The following is an 18,905-nucleotide window of genomic DNA, read 5'->3' as shown; positions in this document are numbered from 1 at the left end:
GCCACCCCGCTACCGGCACAATGCAAAAAAGCTCATACTAGCCATGTCCACAGATCATGGCTGACGCCCGATGAAACGCCTGCCGCCGCTGCCCGCCCTGCATACTTTTCTGGTCACCGCCCAGTGCTGCAACTTCACCCGTGCGGCGCAGCTGCTGCACATTACCCAGGGGGCAGTCAGTCGGCAAATTGCCGGCCTCGAGGATCATCTCGGTTATCCGCTGTTCCTGCGCCACGCCCGTGGTTTGAGCCTGACCCGCGAAGGCCAGGACTGGCTGCCACGGGTGCAGCAGGTGTTCGCCCTGATCGAGGAAGGTGTCCAGCAAGTCGGTGCGCGCAGCGCCACGTTGCAACTCAAGGCGCCCACCTGCGTGATGCGCTGGCTGCTACCGCGGCTGATGGAGTGGCAGGCGTTGCGCCCGGATGTGCCAGTGGAGCTGACCACTACGGTGCAGCACGGGGTGGATTTTCGTCGCGAAGTGTTTGATGCGGCAGTGGTATATGGCGCCGCCCCCAATCATGGTCTGCAGAAACTCAAGCTGTTCGATGAACAGCTGACACCGGTGTGCGCGCCACAATTACTGGCGGGCCCGCTGCCCTTGCAGCAGTTGGCGGATCTGGAGCAACACATGCTGCTGCACCCGACCCGCGACCAGCACGACTGGAACACCTGGCTCAGTGCAGCGGGTGCCAGCCTTCCCCGGCAAGGCAAAGGCCAGCATTTCGAAACCCTGGACATGGCCATGTCGATGGCCTCCCAGGGTACCGGGGTAGCGATCGGCGACTGGTCGCTGATCGGTGATGACCTCAATTGCGGACGGCTGGTAACCCCCTTCCCGCTCAAGGTCAGCACCGGTCAGGCGTATTACCTGGTCTGGCCGCAGGGTTCAGCCTCATCAACCTTGCAGGAACTGCTCAACTGGCTGTGGGAGCGGGCTTGCCCCGCGATGCGTTGTGACTGAAAAAGCGCCATCGCGGGGCAAGCCCGCTCCCACCGAAGCCCGCTCCCACCACCGCTCAGTAACCGACGGTAAAACGCTGACGCGAGTGGGCAGGCTTTTCCACTTCATCGAGCATGGCAATGGCGTAGTCGGCAAAGCTGATCCAGCTCTTGCCATCGGCACCGATCAGCAGGTGATCCTTGCCGGTCTTGTAGCTACCGGTGCGAGCCCCTTCAACGAACTCGGCCGAGGGTGACAGGAAGGTCCAGTCCAGCTCCTTTTCCTGACGCAGGGTATCGAGGTAATGCCCGCCGGCAGTGGCTTCAGCCTTGTACGCTTCGGGAAAGTCCGGACTGTCGATTACCTTGTGCCCCGACGGCAGCAGCAGGCTGCCCGCCCCGCCCACCACCAGCAGACGCTTGACCCCGGCTTTCTTCACCGGCTCGATGATGGCCTGCGGCTTGATGCTGGAGAAATGCGCCGCGCTGAGCACCACGTCATGCCCCTTCAGCGCATGCTCCAGGGCAGCAGCATCGGTGACATCCAGTGCCACGCTTGTCACGCCTTCGCGCCCCTGCAGCCTGGCCGGGTTGCGGGCGATAGCGGTAACGCTGTGGCCACGACGCAGCGCCTCTTCCAGCAACTGGCTGCCGGCACGCCCGGTTGCCCCGATGATTGCGATCTTGCTCATGAAAAACCTCCAGTCAGGATTGAATGTCACTTACCACTTCATCTCGCCCTTGGCGACCTTGGCACCGAGTTCCAGCGAGCTCTCTTCGCCCAGGTCCGGGTAGCGTTTTTTCATCGCCGCGATCAATTCGGCGGCATTAGCGGCCTTGGCGGTCTCGTCGTCGAAGGCGCGGATGTAGTCGGCAGTAAAGCGCACCGCTGCCAGCGACTCGCCGGGCTGGCCCAGGTAATGACCCGGCACCACGACCTGCGGCTTGAGCAGTTCGATGCGCTTGAGGGTAGTAAGCCAGTCCTTGTGTGATTGCGCCGTCTGGGTATCGGCCATCCACACGTGCAGGTTGTCCGCAACCACCACACCGCCGACCACCGCCTTGATCGAGGGAATCCAGACAAAACTGCGATCCGCCTGCGGGCCATCAAGACCAAGGACTTCCAGGCGCTGGCCTTCGAGGGTCAGCTGATTGCCTTCGAGCACCTGCGGGACCACCAGTTTGCCCGGCTTGTCGGCGCCCATCTGCGGCCCCCAGTACGCCAGCTTGCCGTCCTTGGTCTGCTTGATATGAGCAACCGTCGCCGCGGAAGCGAGCACCTTGGCCTGTGGATAGGCGTCGGTCAGGGTCTGCAGGCCAAAGTAGTAATCCGGGTCACCATGACTGATATAGATAGTGGTCAGCTGCTTACCGCTGGCACGCAGCTTCGCCAGCACCTGCTCGGCCTGGGCTTTGCCGAACTGGGCATCGACCAGAATGGCGTCGTGCTTGCCGCTGACGATCACCGAACTGACCGGAAACAGGGCTTCGGTACCCGGGTTATAGACATCCAGCTGCAACGGCTGCTCGGCGGCCTGCACCTGCGCCAGGACACCGAGAGTGGCAACGGCCAGCAACAAACCGCGCAAGGAGAAAGAACGACGCATCAAGGCAATTCCTGTGAGGGTGGCAATGAGCAACAGCTTAGTTGCACGAACCAATGCAAAAAATGCGATGCTGGAACATAGTTTGTTTCTGAAAGCGGGCAAATCATGGATCGTCTGACAGCAATGCGGGTCTTCGTCAGTGTGGTCGACCTGGGCAGCCAGTCGGCCGCCGCCGATCACCTGGACCTCTCGCGCCCGGTGGTGTCCCGCTATCTGGCTGAACTGGAAGACTGGGTAGGTGCGCGTTTGATGCAGCGCACCACGCGGCGTCTGAGCCTGACCGCCGCCGGCCAGGAAACTCTGCCGCGCTGCCGGCAGATTCTGGAGCTGGCCGGTGACCTGCAGGCGGCTGTCAGTGCACCGGATGAGGCGCCACGGGGCGAGCTGCGGATCAGCGTCAGCACCTCGTTCGGCCAGGCCCAACTGATGGATGCCATGGCCGACTACGTCAAACGCTACCCGGGGGTGAAGATCGATCTGCAGATGCTCGATCGCACCGTCAACCTGGTGGATGAACGCATCGACCTGGCCATCCGCACCAGCAACGATCTGGACCCCAACCTCATCGCCCGCCGCCTGACCGTGTGCCGCTCGGTGATCTGCGCTTCCCCCGCTTACCTGCGGGAACACCCTACGCCGTTGCAGGTCCAGGACCTGGCGCGGCACAACTGCCTGACCCACTCCTATTTCGGCCGCAGCCTCTGGCACTTCGAGGTCGAGGGCGAAAGCGTTTCGGTGCCGGTGCAGGGCAATATCAGTGCCAATGAGGCGATGACCCTGCAACGTGCAGCGCTGGCCGGTGCCGGGATCGCCATGCTGCCCACCTACCAGGCGGCCCCCGCGCTGCACAGCGGCGAACTGCTGCGCCTGTTGCCGCAGGCCAAACCTCGCGAACTCAACCTCAATGCTGTCTATACCTCGCGCAAGCACATGCCGGCGACCTTGCGCAGCATGCTCGACTTCCTCGCCGAACGCTTTACTGCCGAACCGGAATGGGACCGCGACCTGCGCTAGCGCGGGCAACCCGGGCAGAGCTGACCTATGCTTTAAATAGCACTTGTGTGCAGCTAGAAAGAGGTGAGCACCATGGGCCTCAAATCCAGAAAATGCGCCGTTGTCTGTGCCATCGCCGCTGTCGTCGGGCTGTATGCCGCAGCCGCCTACCGGGTCGAACAGATCCGCAATCAACCGTATTCGGCAGCCAGTTGCAGCCTGGCCAGTTGCGTCCCGCACACCGCCACCCTGAGCGCCCTGAAATAACGTTCTTCACGGAATCCGGGGGGGGTATGATCTTGGGACTGGTCTAAACTGGACTTCGGATGTAGGGCTTATCCATTCCTTGCGGCGCCGCTGATGGCCCCTTCCGCCTTTACGGCGGCCTACTTTTTTCTTGGAAAAAGTAGGCAAAACCGCTGGCTCCTACATACGGCCCTACGCTGCGCTCCGGGTCCCTTCGCTACGGTGCCCTCCAGGGGCATCGCGGCCTACGACTTGCTTCGCCAAGTCTACGGCTCGCGAACTTCGGCTGAGGCCGAAGGGTGCTGCGCACCAGCCCCCTCCAGACACCTACACTCAGCCTCCTGAAGTCGCAAAGTTACGGGCGGCGCCTGCACTGACGCATCTTCGAAATCAGATTCTGGCGGAGCCAGGATGTCATCGCGGGGCAAGCCCGCTCCCACCGGGTTAATTGGTCTCCCGGTGGGAGCGGGCTTGCCCCGCGATATCGACCTGCCAGTTACATCGCATCGCGGGAAAATCCCGCTTCAACGTGTTGATCTTGATCTTCATGCACGCAAGTACAGGCGCCGCAGACTGCGACTTCAGGAGGCTGAGCGTAGGTGCCTGTAGGGGCAGTGCGCAGCACCTTCGGCGTAGCCGAAGAACGCGAGCCGTAGACTTGGCGAAGCAAGTCGTAGGCCGCGTGGCCCCGGAAGGTGCCGTAGCGAAGGAACCCGAAGCGCAGCGTAGGGCCGGATGCAGGAGCGAGCGGCTTTGCCTACTTTCCCCAAGAGGAAAGTAGGACGCCGTAAAGGCGGAAGGGACCGGCAGCATCGCCGCATTGAATGGATAAGCTCACAGTTTCAACATCCCAACCCAAGGATCATACTCCCCAGAATTTCGTGAAGGACCTGAAATAAGCATCTGCTAGCGCATGCAGCTTAGGTCGAGTAGCTGAAGACCTTCCGCCATCTGTTGCTTGGCAGTGCTATGGTGTCACTGTTCGGACTTACAGCCTCGCTGGCCTTACCGGATAGGCAACTGCGCGGCCGTATGTAGGACGTTTACGAAGGCTGCGGAAACAATTCATCACAAACCTTCACAAAGTCTCATTTGCGCAAGGCTGGGCTCAAGCGCAGCATATCCAGCCCGGTATCGATCCACAGCTCGGCTTCAGCCAACAGATCGAAGCTCTCCGGTAGCAGCAGCCAGCGGCGGATCAGGCCGTCTATATAGGCATAGATCGCCAGCGCCGCACGCTCGGGATCTACATCGGCGGGCAGTTGCCCGCGCCTGACTGCATTGCCCAACGACAACGCAATATGGGCATGACACTCAAACGTCGAGGTTTGCCGCTGTTGGCGGATCTCGCACATGTCATCGGTGAACTCACACTTGTGATGCAGAATTTCGTTGATTCGCCGGGTTTTCGGGTCAAGCACCATCTGGTGCATCAACTGGACCAGCAGCTTGCGCATGCAGCCGAGCGGATCAAGCTCATCTTCGCTTTCACTGGCGCGGGCCAGGGCATCCAGCGGCTCGTGCAAGCTTTCCAGCATGGCCTCGACCAGCTCGGCCTTGTCGTTGAAGTGCCAATAGATGGCGCCGCGGGTAACCCCCGCCAGCTTGGCGATATCCGCCAGGGTGGTACGCGCAACCCCGCGCTTGTAGAAGGCCTTTTCCGCAGCTTCGAGAATCTGTGCGCGGGTTTCCTGGGCTTCTTCTTTGGTTCGACGGACCATGGCAGTACGACCTCATCAAAACCCGGGTGCACGTTCAGGCACCTGGGGGCTGGGCCGGATCAACCTCTGACAGGTTGTTACCGGATGATTAAATTCAAGGCTTGCGGCGGCCCGGGGCTTCGTCTGCAAAGTATTTACAAACAACCATGAATGTAAGTATATTCCTTAGCAAGCTATTTATCCACTCGACAACATTTTTTCTATTCGCACCCTTTCCATTTATTCTTGAGCGTCTTCAGCTCTTGCGACCCGAGGATCTTCATGCAATTCAAGCCAGCTGTTACCGCTCTGGTATCCGCCGTCGCCCTGGCAACACTGCTCAGCGGCTGTAAAAAGGAAGAGGCTGCGCCTGTTGCGCACGTTCCTCAGGTCGGCGTCGTTACCCTGCAAACCCAGGCCTATACCCTGACCTCCGACCTGCCGGGGCGCACCACCGCCTACCGCATCGCCGAGGTCCGCCCACAGGTCAATGGCATCATTCTCAAGCGCCTGTTCAAAGAAGGCACCGAGGTCAAGGAAGGTCAGCAGCTGTACCAGATCGATCCTTCGGTGTACGAAGCGACCCTGGCCAGCGCCCAGGCCAACCTGCAGTCGACCCGTTCGCTGTCCGAGCGCTACAAGCAGCTGGTCGCCGAGCAAGCGGTCAGCCGCCAGGAATACGACGACGCGCAAGCCAAACGTTTGCAGGCTGAAGCGGCACTGCGCAGCGCCCAGATCGACCTGCGTTACACCAAGGTCCTGGCCCCGCTCAGCGGCCGTATCGGTCGTTCTTCGGTCACCGAAGGCGCGCTGGTCAACAATGGCCAGGCCGACGCCATGGCGGTGATCCAGCAGCTCGACCCGATCTACGTCGACGTCACCCAGTCCTCGGCCGAGCTGCTCAAGCTGCGCCGCGAACTGGAAAGCGGCCAGCTGCAGAAGGTCGGCGACAATGCCGCCAAGGTCACCCTGACCCTGGAAGACGGCAGCATCTATCGCCAGGAAGGCCGCCTGGAGTTCTCCGAAGTCTCGGTTGACCCGACTACCGGCTCGGTAACCCTGCGCGCGGTATTCCCGAACCCTGACCACAACCTGCTGCCGGGCATGTTCGTCCATGCGCGCCTGAAAGCCGGGGTCAACGCCCAGGCGATCCTCGCGCCGCAGCAAGGGGTTACCCGCGACCTCAAAGGCCAGCCAACGGCGCTGGTGGTCAACAAGGACAACAAGGTCGAACTGCGCCAGCTCAAGGCCAGCCGTACCGTCGGTAGTGAATGGCTGATCGAAGAAGGCCTGAACGCCGGCGACCGCGTGATCACCGAGGGCCTGCAGTTCGTCCAGCCGGGCATCGAGGTCAAGGTCAGCGAAGCCACCAACGTCAAGCCTGCTCAGCCAACCCAGGCCAATGCAACGACTGCAGGGGCCAAAGGGGAGTAAACCATGTCGAGATTCTTTATCGATCGCCCGATCTTTGCCTGGGTGATCGCCTTGGTGATCATGTTGGTCGGCGCTTTGTCGATCCTCAAATTGCCGATCAACCAGTACCCGAGCATCGCGCCACCGGCCGTTGCGATCTCTGTGACCTACCCGGGCGCCTCGGCGCAAACCGTGCAGGACACCGTGGTCCAGGTTATCGAGCAGCAGCTCAACGGTATCGACAACCTGCGTTATGTCTCGTCGGAAAGTAACTCCGACGGCACCATGACCATCACTGCGACCTTCGAGCAGGGGACCAACTCCGACACCGCCCAGGTCCAGGTGCAGAACAAGCTCAACCTGGCCACCCCGCTGCTGCCGCAAGAAGTGCAGCAACAGGGTATCCGTGTGACCAAGGCAGTGAAGAACTTCCTGTTGGTGATCGGCCTGGTATCGGAAGATGGCAGCATGTCCAAGGATGACTTGGCCAACTACATCGTCTCCAACATGCAGGACCCGATCTCGCGGACCGCCGGCGTCGGTGACTTCCAGGTGTTCGGTGCCCAGTATGCGATGCGTATCTGGCTCGATCCGGCCAAGCTGAACAAGTACCAGTTGACCCCGGTCGATGTACGCACCGCAGTCGCGGCGCAGAACGTCCAGGTTTCCTCCGGTCAGCTCGGCGGCCTGCCGGCCTTGCCCGGTACCCAGCTCAATGCCACGATCATCGGCAAGACCCGTCTGCAGACCGCCGAGCAATTCGAGAAGATCCTGCTCAAGGTCAACCGTGACGGCTCGCAAGTCCGTCTGAGCGATGTTGCCACCGTCGGCCTTGGCGGCGAGAACTATGCAGTCAGTGCCCAGTTCAACGGCAAACCGGCTTCCGGTCTGGCGGTCAAACTGGCGACCGGGGCCAACGCCCTGGATACCGCCAAGGCGCTGCGCAAGACCATCACCGAGCTTGAGCCATTCTTCCCGGAAGGCATGAAGGCGGTATTCCCGTATGACACCACGCCAGTAGTGACCGAATCGATCAGCGGGGTAATCCACACCCTGATCGAAGCGATCGTGCTGGTGTTCCTGGTGATGTACCTGTTCCTGCAGAACTTCCGCGCCACCATCATCACCACCATGACTGTTCCGGTGGTATTGCTCGGCACCTTCGGCATCCTCGCCGCAGCGGGCTTCAGCATCAACACCCTGACCATGTTCGGTATGGTACTGGCCATCGGTCTATTGGTGGACGATGCCATTGTTGTGGTGGAAAACGTCGAGCGGGTGATGTCCGAAGAGGGCCTGTCGCCCAAGGAAGCCACCAAGAAGTCCATGGGCCAGATCCAGGGCGCGCTGGTCGGTATCGCCATGGTGCTCTCGGCGGTACTGCTGCCAATGGCGTTCTTCGGTGGCTCCACCGGGGTGATCTACAAGCAGTTCTCGATCACCATCGTTTCGGCCATGGCGCTGTCGGTACTGGTTGCCCTGATCTTCACCCCGGCGCTGTGCGCGACCATGCTCAAGCCGGTTGCCAAGGGTGAACATCACGTTGCCAAGCGCGGCTTCTTCGGCTGGTTCAACCGCAACTTCGACCGCAGCGTGCAGAGCTACGAACGTGGCGTGGGCAACATCCTGCGCAACAAGGCGCCGTACCTGCTGGCCTACCTGTTGATCATGGTCGGCATGATCTGGCTGTTCATGCGCATCCCCACCGCCTTCCTCCCCGAGGAAGACCAGGGCGTACTCTTCGCCCAGGTGCAGACCCCGGCCGGCTCCAGTGCCGAACGGACCCAGGTGGTGATCGACGAAATGCGCAGCTACCTGCTGGACAAGGAAGCCGATACCGTTGCCTCGGTGTTCACCGTCAACGGCTTCAACTTCGCCGGTCGCGGCCAGAGCTCGGGTATGGCCTTCATCATGCTCAAGCCATGGGAAGAGCGCTCCGCCGAGAATAACGTGTTCAACCTGGCGGCCCGCGCCCAGCAGCACTTCTTCACCTTCCGTGACGCGATGGTGTTCGCCTTTGCCCCGCCTGCGGTACTGGAACTGGGTAACGCCACCGGTTTCGACGTGTTCCTGCAAGACCGTGCCGGTGTCGGTCACGAGAAGCTGATGGAAGCACGTAACCAGTTCCTCGGTATGGCCGCGCAGAGCAAGATTCTCTCGGCTGTGCGTCCGAACGGTCTGAACGATGAGCCGCAGTACCAGCTGACCGTCGACGACGAGCGCGCCAGTGCCTTGGGCGTGACCATCGCCGAAATCAACAACACCCTGTCGATTGCCCTGGGTGCCAGCTACGTCAACGACTTCATCGACCGCGGTCGGGTCAAGAAGGTGTATATCCAGGGCGAATCCGCTTCGCGCATGAGCCCGGAAGACCTGCAGAAGTGGTACGTGCGCAACAGCCTCGGCGAAATGGTGCCGTTCTCCTCCTTCGCCAAAGGCGAGTGGATCTACGGTGCGCCGAAATTGGCGCGTTACAACGGCGTAGAAGCCATGGAAATTCTCGGTGCGCCAGCCCCTGGCTACAGTACCGGTGAAGCCATGCTCGAAGTCGAGCGCATTGCCGCACAGTTGCCTAAAGGTATTGGCTACTCCTGGACCGGCCTGTCGTACGAGGAGCGCCTGTCGGGCTCCCAGGCGCCTGCGCTGTACGCCCTGTCGCTGCTGATGGTGTTCCTGTGTCTGGCGGCCCTGTATGAAAGCTGGTCGATCCCGATCGCGGTCATGCTCGTGGTGCCGTTGGGGATTATCGGCGCACTGCTGGCCACCAGCCTGCGCGGCCTGTCCAACGACGTGTACTTCCAGGTGGGTCTGTTGACCACCATTGGCCTGGCGGCGAAGAACGCGATCCTGATCGTCGAATTCGCCAAGGAACTGCACGAGCAGGGCCGCAGCCTGGTCGATGCCTCCATCGAGGCTTGCCGCATGCGTCTACGGCCAATCATCATGACCTCGCTGGCGTTCATTCTCGGCGTGGTACCGTTGGCTACTTCCACCGGGGCGGGCTCGGGCAGCCAGCATGCCATCGGTACCGGGGTAATCGGCGGGATGTTGACGGCCACCGTGCTGGCGATCTTCTGGGTACCGCTGTTCTTCGTTAGCGTGTCGTCGCTGTTCAGTAGCAAGAAAACTGAAGAAGAAGACGCCACTCCTGAAACTCCACGCTATGAGGGCGGGCAATGAGTAAGTCCCTGTTGTCCCTGGCGGTCACCGCTTTCATTCTTGGCGGCTGCTCGCTGATCCCTGACTACCAGACCCCGGACGCACCGGTGGCCGCGCAGTGGCCGCAAGGCCCTGCCTATTCGCCGACCGAGTCGGCGAATGTGGCCGCCGCCGAGCAAGGCTGGCGTCAGTTTTTCCAGGACCCGGCGCTGCAACAACTGATCCAGACTGCGCTGGTCAACAACCGCGACCTCAAGGTCGCGGCCTTGAACATCGATGCCTACCGGGCGCAGTACCGCATCCAGCGGGCCGATCTGTTCCCGGCGGTCAGCGCCAATGGCAATGGCAGCCGCCAACGGCTGCCAGGTAACCTGTCGCAGACCGGCGATTCCGAGATCACCAGCCAGTACTCGGCAACCCTCGGGGTGAGCGCCTATGAACTCGACCTGTTCGGTCGCGTGCGCAGCCTCACCGAGCAGCAACTGGAAATCTACCTGTCCAGCGAAGAAGCCCGGCGCTCGACCCAGATCGCCCTGGTGGCGAGTGTGGCCAACGCCTACTTCACCTGGCAGGCCGACCAGGACCTGCTCAAGCTGACCGAAGACACCCTCAAGACCTACGAGCAAAGCTACGCATTGACCTTGCGCAGCAACGAAGTGGGTGTGGCGTCGGCCTTGGACCTGAGCCAGGCACGGACGTCGGTAGAAGGCGCCCGGGTCAAGCTGGCCCAGTACCAGCGCCTGGTTGCCCAGGACCAGAACAGCCTGGCGGTACTGCTCGGCACCGGTGTGCCGGACAACCTGCCAGCAGCCAAGGACCTCAACAGCGACTTGCTGGCCGAAGTACCTGCAGGCCTGCCGTCCGACGTACTGCACCGGCGTCCGGACATCCAGGAAGCCGAACACCTGCTCAAGGCCGCCAATGCCAACATCGGCGCCGCCCGGGCAGCGTTCTTCCCGAGCATCAGCCTGACCGCCAACGCCGGTACCATCAGCCCGGACATGGGTGGACTGTTCAAGGGCGGCTCTGGCACCTGGCTGTTCCAGCCACAGATCAGCCTGCCGATCTTCAACGCCGGCGCCCTGCGTGCCAGCCTCGACTACTCGAAGATCCAGAAGGACATCAACGTCGCCAAGTACGAGAAAACCATCCAGACCGCCTTCCAGGAAGTCTCCGATGGCCTCGCCGCGCGCAAGACCTTCAACGAGCAGTTGCAAGCCCAGCGTGATCTGGTGTCTGCCAACCAGGACTACTACCGTCTGGCCGAGCGTCGCTACCGTATCGGTGTCGACAGCAACCTGACCTTCCTCGACGCCCAGCGTCAGTTGTTCAACAGCCAGCAGTCGTTGATCACTGACCGCCTGTCGCAGCTGGTCAGCGAGGTCAACCTGTACAAGGCCCTCGGTGGCGGCTGGTACGAGCAGACCGGTCAGGCGCAGCAGCAGGCGGCGGCCGAGTCGTCGAAAGGCTGAGTCAGGTTTGTGCTTCAGAAGCCCACCCTTGCGGTGGGCTTTTTTGTGTCGGTCCTTATCGCGGGGCAAGCCCGCTCCCACCGAAAATCACCTCTCACTGTGGGAGCGGGCTTGCCCCGCGATAATTATTTAACCAATCAGTTAACGTTCGATTACCGCCCAATACCGCCTGTAACGAATTGATTCACCCCCTCCCGTCGCCGCACCATCCCTTCGCAGCTTTTCCAAAGCACACCCCAAAGACTGTTGCCCGGCCTGCGACTCAAAAACCTCGCAGCGGATGGCTTCGGCTTGAATAAAAACAAGAGACACATCACATGAGCACACCCGCACCCGCACGACACCTGCTTCCCGGCCTGCTGGCCATGACTTGCGCACTCCCGGCCCTCGCGGCCGAAAGCGGCTTTGCCGAAGATGCCAAGGTCAACCTCAACCTGCGCAACTTCTACATCAACCGCAACTTCGTCGACCCGGCCAACCCGCAAGGCAAGGCCGAGGAATGGACCCAGAGTTTCATCCTCGACGCCCGCTCCGGGTTCACTCAAGGCATTGTCGGCTTCGGTGTCGATGTGCTCGGCCTGTATTCGGTCAAGCTCGATGGCGGCAAGGGCACGACCGGTACGCACCTGTTGCCGGTGCATGACGATGGACGCCCGGCCGACGACTTTGGCCGTTTGGGCGTGGCGCTCAAGGCCAAGGTGTCGAACACCGAACTGAAAGTCGGCGAGTGGATGCCGGTATTGCCGATCCTGCGTTCGGACGATGGCCGCTCGCTGCCGCAGACCTTTCGCGGCGGGCAGATCACCTCCCAGGAAATCGCCGGTCTGACCCTGTATGGCGGCCAGTTCCGCGCCAACAGCCCGCGCAACGACGCGAGCATGGACGACATGTCGATGAACGGCAAAGCGGCCTTCACTTCCGACCGTTTCAACTTTGCCGGGGGCGAATACAGCTTCAACGACAAGCGCACCCTGATCGGCCTGTGGAATGCCGAACTCAAGGACATCTACAACCAGCAGTACATCAACCTGGTCCACAGTCAGCCTTTGGGCGATTGGACCCTGGGCGCCAACCTTGGTTATTTCATCGGCAAGGAAGACGGCGCTGAGCGGGCCGGCGAGCTGGACAACCGCACCGCCTCGGCCCTGCTCTCGGCCCGGTACGGCAGCAGCACGTTCTATGTCGGTTTGCAGAAAGTCAGCGGCGACGATGGCTGGATGCGGGTCAACGGCACCAGTGGTGGCACCCTGGCCAACGACAGCTACAACTCCAGCTTCGACAACGCCAAAGAGCGCTCCTGGCAGCTGCGTCACGACTTCAACTTTGCCGGTGTCGGCATCCCTGGCCTGACCCTGATGAACCGCTACATCAGCGGTGACAACGTCCACACCGCAACCGTCAGCGACGGCAAGGAGTGGGCCCGGGAATCGGAACTGGCCTATGTGATCCAGTCGGGCAGTCTGAAGAACCTGTCGTTCAAATGGCGTAACTCGACCATGCGTCGCGACTACAGCACCAATGCCTTTGACGAGAACCGCCTGATCATCAGCTACCCGATCAGCATTCTTTGAAACATCGCGGGGCAAGTCGAATCGTCGCACCGCCGCTCCCACAGGTTCAGTGCAATGCCTGTGGGAGCGGGCTTGCCCCGCGATAGGATTCACACCCCGCGAACAGTCCGGCTGCGCTGCCCGGTAACACCAACCGGCACATCCCCTTGCAAGGTCACCCGACGCACTACGCGCTCCTGGGTGCCATAGTCGTCCACCGCATAATGCTGGGTCGCACGGTTATCCCAGATCGCCACATCGCCCGCCTGCCAGCGCCAGCGCACGGTGTTTTCCAGGCGCGTGACATGGCTCTGCAGCAAGTTAAACAGGTGCGTGGAATCAAACAGCGAATAGCCCTTCAAGCGTTTGACGAAGTGCCCGAGGAGCAAGGTCTTCTCACCGCTGACCGGGTGCACACGCACCAACGGATGCTCGGTTTCGTACACCGTCGAGGTGAAGATGCGGCGGTAGTTTTCCTGCTGCTCGGCCGTGACATTCGGCTTGGCCGCCGCATAATCGTACTCGTTGCTGTGTACCGCCCAGAGCTGGTCGGCCAGGGCCTGCAGTTCGGCCGAAAGGTCCTGGTAGGCCGTCGCCGTGTTGGCCCAGACCGTGTCGCCACCTGACACCGGAGCGACCACCGAGCGCAGGATCGAAGCCTTGGGGTAGGCATCGACGAAGGTCACATCGGTGTGCCAGGAATTGGCCCGGCGCTCGCCATCCAGCTCCAGCAGGAAGCGCGTGCCCTCACGTACTGGCACCGTGGGGTGGGCAATCGGTTCACCCAGCAAGTGCGCGAAGGCTTCCTGGCCCTGATCGTCAAGGTGATGCTGAGCACGGAAAAAGATCACCTTGTGCTCCACCAGGGCGGCCTGGATGGCCTCGATCACGGCGGGCTCAAGGTCGGCACTCAGTTGCACCCCGCGAATCTCGGCACCGATGCGTCCGGCCACCGGGTGGATGTCCAGCACGTGGCTGACGGGCGCTACGGCGTGTGCGGCATTGCTCATGGTATGACCCTCATCTGGCTGCTCTAGGAAAATTGCCGATGAATCACTTGCGCTATCTATATGCAAATAAGCTCTAACAGATATTCAAATGCTTCATTGACGGAATAAGAGCTTGCATTTAAAACCTGAGCCTTCGTGACGGCAAATACCTTCGCCGTATTTTTGGAATGCCGGGAAAGCATATGGATCTTCGCCAACTGCGTTACTTCATCGCCCTCACTGAACACCGCAGTTTCGTTCGCGCCGCGGATGCCATGGGCATCACCCAACCGGCCTTCAGCCGCAGTATCCAGGGCCTGGAGCAGGAATTCGGTTGTGTTCTGGTGGACCGTGGCAACAAGGACCTGCGCCCGACGCCCGAAGGCCAGGTGGTACTGCAGCACGCCTTGCGTCTGGTCCAGGGCGCGGCACAGTTGAGTTGCGAAGTGCTGCAGATGACCAAGCTCGATGCTGGCGAGCTGCACTTCGGCTGCGGGCCGGCAGCGGCTGTGCAATTGGTGCCGCGGGCGCTGGCGCGGTTTCTTCAGGCCCACCCGAAAGTGCACACCCGTCTTGAGGTGGATAACTGGGAGAAACTCAGCCGTGCCCTGAACCGCGAAGAGATCGAGTTTTTCATCGCCGATATCCGCCAGTTCGAGGCGGATCCGAACTATCAGACGCTGCCTTTGAGTCCGCGCCGCGGCCTGTTCTTCTGCCGTCCCGGGCATCCATTGCTGGCCAAGGACAGTCTGTCGACCAACGACATGTTCGACTATCCGCTGGCCACCACGCTAATTCCGCCGGGGGTGCGTAAGCTGCTGGCCAACCTCAGCGGCAAGACCGATTTCACCCCGCAGCTGCTCACCGAACATTTGCCGACCCTGGTCAGCCTGGTGCAGGGCAGCGATGCCATCGGGATCGGGACCGAAGAAGCCTTTGCCAACGATATCCAGCAGGGCCGACTGGTGCGCCTGCACTGGCGCAACCTGCCGGCCAATCTTGACAGCCTCAATGCCCGCTGCGGCATTGTCAGCCGCAGCGGTTATCGCCTGTCGCCTGCGACGCGGGCGATGATCGATACCCTGATCAGCCTCGATCAGCAGCCAGCGCTGCAGGTGCTGGCCGGGTAGCCTGGGGCGCCAGCCACTGGCTGACCTTGAACGGTTTGCGGATCAGCCGCTGTTTGGCGGCCAGGTCGACCGAGGCCTGCAACTGGTCGAGGAACGGCTGGTCGAGGCTGGAACGGAAGGTCTGGCCGAGGACCTCGTCCTGCAGGTCGCGCTCAAGAATCACCGGCGGGTAGCTGGCCAGCCCTGAAACCAGCTGGATGTAAGCCTGCTTGTTGTTCTCGTCACTGAGCCATTGCACCGCTTGCTGCTGGGCTTCCAACAGGCGCTGGACCAGTTCGGGATGGGCATCGACAAAAGCCCCGGAACCCACCAGCACGGCCTGGATACTGCCGGCGCCCCCCAGGTCTTTGGTATTCAACGGCAGCTCGGCAAGGCCGCGCTCCTGCAGCGCGGTCAAGCCCGACAGGCCCCAGGTGGCGTCTATCTGCCGGGCGGCCAAGGCGGCGACCGCGGCATTGAAATCGAGGTTGATGACCTTGAAGTCCTTCTCGCTCAGGCCCTGGCTGGCGAGTGCGGCATCAAACGACAACTGGCTGGCGGTGCCGCGAAAGATCGCCACACGCTTGCCCTTCAGGTCCTGCAAGGTCCTGATGCCACTGCCCGGCGCCACCCCCAGGTAATGCTTGATGCCGCGTCCGGTAGCGGCCAGCAGGCGTGTGTCGACGCCATTGGCCTTGCCGATGATGGCCGCCAGATCGCCCAGATAGGCGAAGTCGACCTGGCCGTTGGCAAAGGCTTCGTTGATCACCGGCCCCGCCCCTTTGAAGTAATTCCACTGGATCGTGATGCCGTCGGCGGCGAAGGCTTTTTCCAGCAATTGCTGATTGCGCAGCACATCCGTCACCCCGCCTCCGGAGTGCTGGGTGCCAGCGCTCAGATCGGGGACGGCAATACGAATCTCGCGGACCGCAGCGGCCTGGGCCAAAGGCGGTAACCAGCCCACCACAGCGGCCAGGGCGGGAGCGGCAAACAGACTGAAAACACGGTTGATCGACAGGTTCATGGCACGCGACTCCTTGTAGTGATGCGGCCACGCTAACCAGATCGTCGATCAACAAATAAATACTAATAAATTACATTTTAATAACTTATACACATAAACAAGCAGCCATGGGGGTTGCGACGGGCTATGCATCAGGCACAAGGAAAATATGCCTCGAATGCATTGGATACAGCTTTAAGGGCCTGCTTTAAATGCTGTCTCTTATCACCTATTCGAATTTATTTTTAGAAAAATATACCCGAATGGAATATGTAAATAGCCAATCCACGGAGCTCCGCCATGGCCCGAGCATCACTCCCCAGCCTGCCCCTGGCCGTACCTGCAAGACGCCTGCACACAGTCGGCACACCGTTGCAGGCACGCCTCCAGGCCTGGTACCTGCCACTGGCCCTGGCCCTGCTGTGGTGGCTGGCCAGCCGCAACCAGTGGATGAGCGAACAGATACTGCCAGCACCAAGCCTGGTCTGGCAGAGCGCGCAGGAGCTGGCCCACGGTGAGTTGTGGTCGCATCTGGCAATCAGCCTGCAACGCTTGCTGATCGGTTTGTCAGTGGGGGTCAGCAGCGGTGCCCTGCTGGGTGCCTGGCTGGGTTGCAGCCGTCGCGCCGAACGCCTGGTGCTGCCCACCTTCAACGCCCTGGCGCAAATCCCTACGCTGGCCTGGGTGCCGTTGTTCATGGTGCTGTTCGGCATTGGCGAGCTGCTCAAGCTGGTGGTGCTGGTCAAGGCGATTATCGTGCCGGTGACCCTGCACACCCTGGTCGGCGTGCGTGACGCACAGCCGCGTCTGCGCGAAGCAGCCGCCGTGCTCAAGTTGCCGCGCCGCTTGCTGATCACCCAGCTGATCCTGCCCGCAGCACTGCCGGCCTTTCTCGCCGGCGTGCGCCTGGCCCTGGCCACCGGCTGGTCATCATTACTGGCGGTCGAGCTGCTCGCCTCCAGTGAAGGTATCGGCTACCTGATGGTCTGGGCTCGGCAGTTGTTCATGCTCGACATCGTTTTCGTCTGCATCGCTGTAATCGGCCTGCTCGGTTTTGCCATGGACCGTGGCCTCGGCTGGCTGGATCGCCGGCTGGTGCACTGGCCGCATCCGCCCGGCGCTGAACTGCGGGTGCAGCATCTGCATGGCCGCGAACGCCTGCAGGCCTTGCTGTTGCCGCTGGCGTTTCTGCTGGTCTGGCAGCTGGCAAATCAGTTGCAGTGGGTCGATAGCAACATCCTCGTGGCGCCCGTCCAGGTGGTGAGTACTGCCTGGAGCGGGGTGCTCGACGGTTCGCTGACGGCAGCCCTGGCGGTCAGTGTCGGTCGCGCCCTGGCGGGTTTGCTGCTGGGTGGTGGCCTGGGCTTTGCGCTGGGGTTGTGGCTGGGTTTGTCCCGACCTGCCGAACGCCTGCTGGGGCCGAGCCTGGCCGGTCTGCGGCAGATCGCCATCTTCGCCTGGGTGCCATTGCTCACGGCCTGGTTCGGCCTCGGTGAGCTGGCCAAATGGGTATTTGTCGGCCTGGCAGCGTTCTTTCCGCTGTTCATCGCCACCCAGCGCAGCGTCGCCAACCGCTCACCACAGCTGGAAGAAGCCGCGCGGGTGCTGCACCTGAACCTGCGTCAGCGCCTGTTGCGCCTGGTGTTGCCCGGCGCAGCCCCGGGCATCTTTGCCGGTCTGCGCGTGGGCTTGATCTACGCCTGGCTGGGCACCATCGGTGCCGAGTACTTCATGCCCTCCGGCGGCGGTATCGGCAGCCTGATGATCGGCGCCCAGCAACTGCTGCGCATGGACCTGATCATGGCCGGGATGCTCCTGGTCGGCCTCACCGGCGCGCTGTTGGGCGCCCTCGGACAACACATCGAATCGCGCGCCACGCGCTGGAGACGAGCATGAACGCCATTGCCCATCCGTTGGTCAGCTTCAATCAGGTCGGCAAACACTTCGCCGTAGCTGGCGGTGAGCTGGAAGCCATCCGCGACTTCAACCTGCAGATCGCCGATGGCGAGTTCGTCGCCATTGTCGGCGCCAGTGGCTGTGGCAAGTCCACCCTGCTGCGCCTGTTGATCGGCCTCGATAACGATTACCAGGGCCAGATCCTGATCGACGGCCAGCCGCTGACCGGCATCGGTAGCGAGCGCGGCATCGTGTTCCAGGAACACCGCCTGTTCCCCTGGCTGAGCGTGCACGAAAACATCGCCCTGGGCCTGGTCAACAGCACCTTGACTGGCAGCGAACGCGAGCAGCGGATTGCCGAGTACATCGCCCTGGTCGGCCTGCAGGACTTCAGCCAGGCCTACCCGCATCAGCTCTCCGGTGGCATGGCCCAGCGCGTGGCGATTGCCCGCGGCCTGGTGGCCAGCCCGCGGATTCTGCTGCTCGACGAGCCCTTCGGTGCCCTTGATGCGCTGACCCGCCAGCAGATGCAGGAAGAACTGCTGGCGATCCGCGAACGCGCACGGATCACCACGCTGCTGGTGACCCACGATGTCGAGGAAGCGCTGTTCCTGGCTGACCGTGTGGTGGTGCTGGAGCCACGGCCGGGACGTATCAAGCGCATCAACAGTATCGACCTGGCGCACCCGCGCCAGCGCTCCAGCTACGACTTCCACCGTCTGCGCGAAGCGCTGTTGCACGAACTGACCGCCGACGACCGCTACCTGCCGGCCGCGCCGGCACAGATCCACAACCTGCCCCTGTCCTACCTTGCCTATTGAGAACCGAC

15 protein-coding genes are annotated in these 18,905 nt (G+C 61.8%); 10 read left to right on the top strand and 5 right to left on the bottom strand.

Annotation, left to right across the window (positions count from 1 at the left end; translation table 11 throughout):
- Positions 1–70: 70 nt before the first annotated feature.
- Positions 71–961, top strand: coding sequence for a LysR substrate-binding domain-containing protein (locus tag PSAKL28_RS05230; RefSeq protein ID WP_038607488.1), 891 nt, complete (start codon positions 71–73; stop codon positions 959–961).
- Positions 962–1,016: 55 nt separating this feature from the next.
- Here PSAKL28_RS05230 and PSAKL28_RS05225 read toward each other — a convergent pair whose 3' ends face one another.
- Both PSAKL28_RS05225 and PSAKL28_RS05220 read right to left on the bottom strand, forming a co-directional pair.
- Positions 1,017–1,631, bottom strand: coding sequence for an NAD(P)-dependent oxidoreductase (locus PSAKL28_RS05225; RefSeq protein WP_038607486.1), 615 nt, complete (start codon positions 1,629–1,631; stop codon positions 1,017–1,019).
- Positions 1,632–1,661: 30 nt separating this feature from the next.
- Entirely contained in the window at positions 1,662–2,546 is an 885-nt protein-coding gene (locus PSAKL28_RS05220; RefSeq protein ID WP_038607484.1) for an MBL fold metallo-hydrolase, read from the bottom strand.
- A gap of 105 nt (positions 2,547–2,651) precedes the next feature.
- Here PSAKL28_RS05220 and PSAKL28_RS05215 point away from each other — a divergent pair, with 105 nt between their 5' ends.
- On the top strand, positions 2,652–3,560 hold the full coding sequence (locus tag PSAKL28_RS05215; RefSeq protein WP_038607482.1) for a LysR family transcriptional regulator: 909 nt from the start codon (positions 2,652–2,654) through the stop codon (positions 3,558–3,560).
- 72 nt (positions 3,561–3,632) lie between these two features.
- Positions 3,633–3,806 (top strand): hypothetical protein, encoded by a 174-nt coding sequence (locus PSAKL28_RS27820; RefSeq protein ID WP_167335110.1) that lies wholly within the window; start codon positions 3,633–3,635, stop codon positions 3,804–3,806.
- A gap of 1,067 nt (positions 3,807–4,873) precedes the next feature.
- On the opposite strand, the gene PSAKL28_RS05210 is transcribed toward PSAKL28_RS27820, so the two are convergent.
- Entirely contained in the window at positions 4,874–5,506 is a 633-nt protein-coding gene (locus tag PSAKL28_RS05210; RefSeq protein ID WP_038607479.1) for a TetR family transcriptional regulator, read from the bottom strand.
- A 261-nt stretch (positions 5,507–5,767) separates the two neighbouring features.
- Here PSAKL28_RS05210 and PSAKL28_RS05205 point away from each other — a divergent pair, with 261 nt between their 5' ends.
- From PSAKL28_RS05205 to PSAKL28_RS05190, 4 genes are all read left to right on the top strand, one after another.
- Positions 5,768–6,919 carry an efflux RND transporter periplasmic adaptor subunit gene (locus tag PSAKL28_RS05205; RefSeq protein ID WP_038607476.1) on the top strand — a complete coding sequence of 384 codons (1,152 nt, stop codon included), beginning with the start codon at positions 5,768–5,770 and terminating at the stop codon, positions 6,917–6,919.
- 3 nt (positions 6,920–6,922) lie between these two features.
- Positions 6,923–10,078, top strand: coding sequence for an efflux RND transporter permease subunit (locus tag PSAKL28_RS05200; RefSeq protein WP_038607474.1), 3,156 nt, complete (start codon positions 6,923–6,925; stop codon positions 10,076–10,078).
- The gene (locus PSAKL28_RS05195; RefSeq protein ID WP_038607471.1) at positions 10,075–11,529 is read left to right on the top strand and encodes an AdeC/AdeK/OprM family multidrug efflux complex outer membrane factor; all 1,455 of its coding nucleotides are present in this window, start codon (positions 10,075–10,077) and stop codon (positions 11,527–11,529) included. The genes PSAKL28_RS05200 and PSAKL28_RS05195 overlap by 4 nt, the downstream gene beginning before the upstream one ends.
- A 317-nt stretch (positions 11,530–11,846) precedes the next feature.
- Positions 11,847–13,100 carry an OprD family porin gene (locus PSAKL28_RS05190; protein WP_038607468.1) on the top strand — a complete coding sequence of 418 codons (1,254 nt, stop codon included), beginning with the start codon at positions 11,847–11,849 and terminating at the stop codon, positions 13,098–13,100.
- A gap of 89 nt (positions 13,101–13,189) precedes the next feature.
- Here PSAKL28_RS05190 and PSAKL28_RS05185 read toward each other — a convergent pair whose 3' ends face one another.
- Complete coding sequence (locus PSAKL28_RS05185; protein WP_038607466.1) at positions 13,190–14,089, bottom strand: TauD/TfdA dioxygenase family protein; 900 nt, start codon at positions 14,087–14,089, stop codon at positions 13,190–13,192.
- A 182-nt stretch (positions 14,090–14,271) separates the two neighbouring features.
- Between PSAKL28_RS05185 and PSAKL28_RS05180 the strand changes: the two genes are divergently transcribed.
- Positions 14,272–15,198, top strand: a complete 927-nt coding sequence (locus tag PSAKL28_RS05180) for a LysR family transcriptional regulator (protein WP_038607463.1) — start codon at positions 14,272–14,274, stop codon at positions 15,196–15,198.
- On the opposite strand, the gene PSAKL28_RS05175 is transcribed toward PSAKL28_RS05180, so the two are convergent.
- Positions 15,155–16,201: an ABC transporter substrate-binding protein gene (locus tag PSAKL28_RS05175; RefSeq protein WP_038607460.1), complete on the bottom strand. Its 1,047-nt coding sequence runs from the start codon at positions 16,199–16,201 to the stop codon at positions 15,155–15,157. The genes PSAKL28_RS05180 and PSAKL28_RS05175 overlap by 44 nt on opposite strands.
- Positions 16,202–16,480: 279 nt before the next feature.
- On the opposite strand from PSAKL28_RS05175, the gene PSAKL28_RS05170 reads away from it, so the two are divergent.
- A complete protein-coding gene (locus tag PSAKL28_RS05170) occupies positions 16,481–18,076 on the top strand; it encodes an ABC transporter permease (RefSeq protein WP_038607458.1) in 1,596 nt (531 codons plus the stop codon).
- Positions 18,073–18,897 (top strand): ABC transporter ATP-binding protein, encoded by an 825-nt coding sequence (locus PSAKL28_RS05165; RefSeq protein ID WP_038607455.1) that lies wholly within the window; start codon positions 18,073–18,075, stop codon positions 18,895–18,897. Before PSAKL28_RS05170 ends, PSAKL28_RS05165 begins: the two co-directional genes overlap by 4 nt.
- The last annotated feature ends 8 nt before the right edge of the window (positions 18,898–18,905 follow it).

Source organism: Pseudomonas alkylphenolica, assembly GCF_000746525.1.
GTDB lineage: Bacteria > Pseudomonadota > Gammaproteobacteria > Pseudomonadales > Pseudomonadaceae > Aquipseudomonas > Aquipseudomonas alkylphenolica.
The sequence above is the reverse complement of the archived record's forward strand: the minus strand, read 5'-3'. Positions and strand labels throughout refer to the sequence as shown.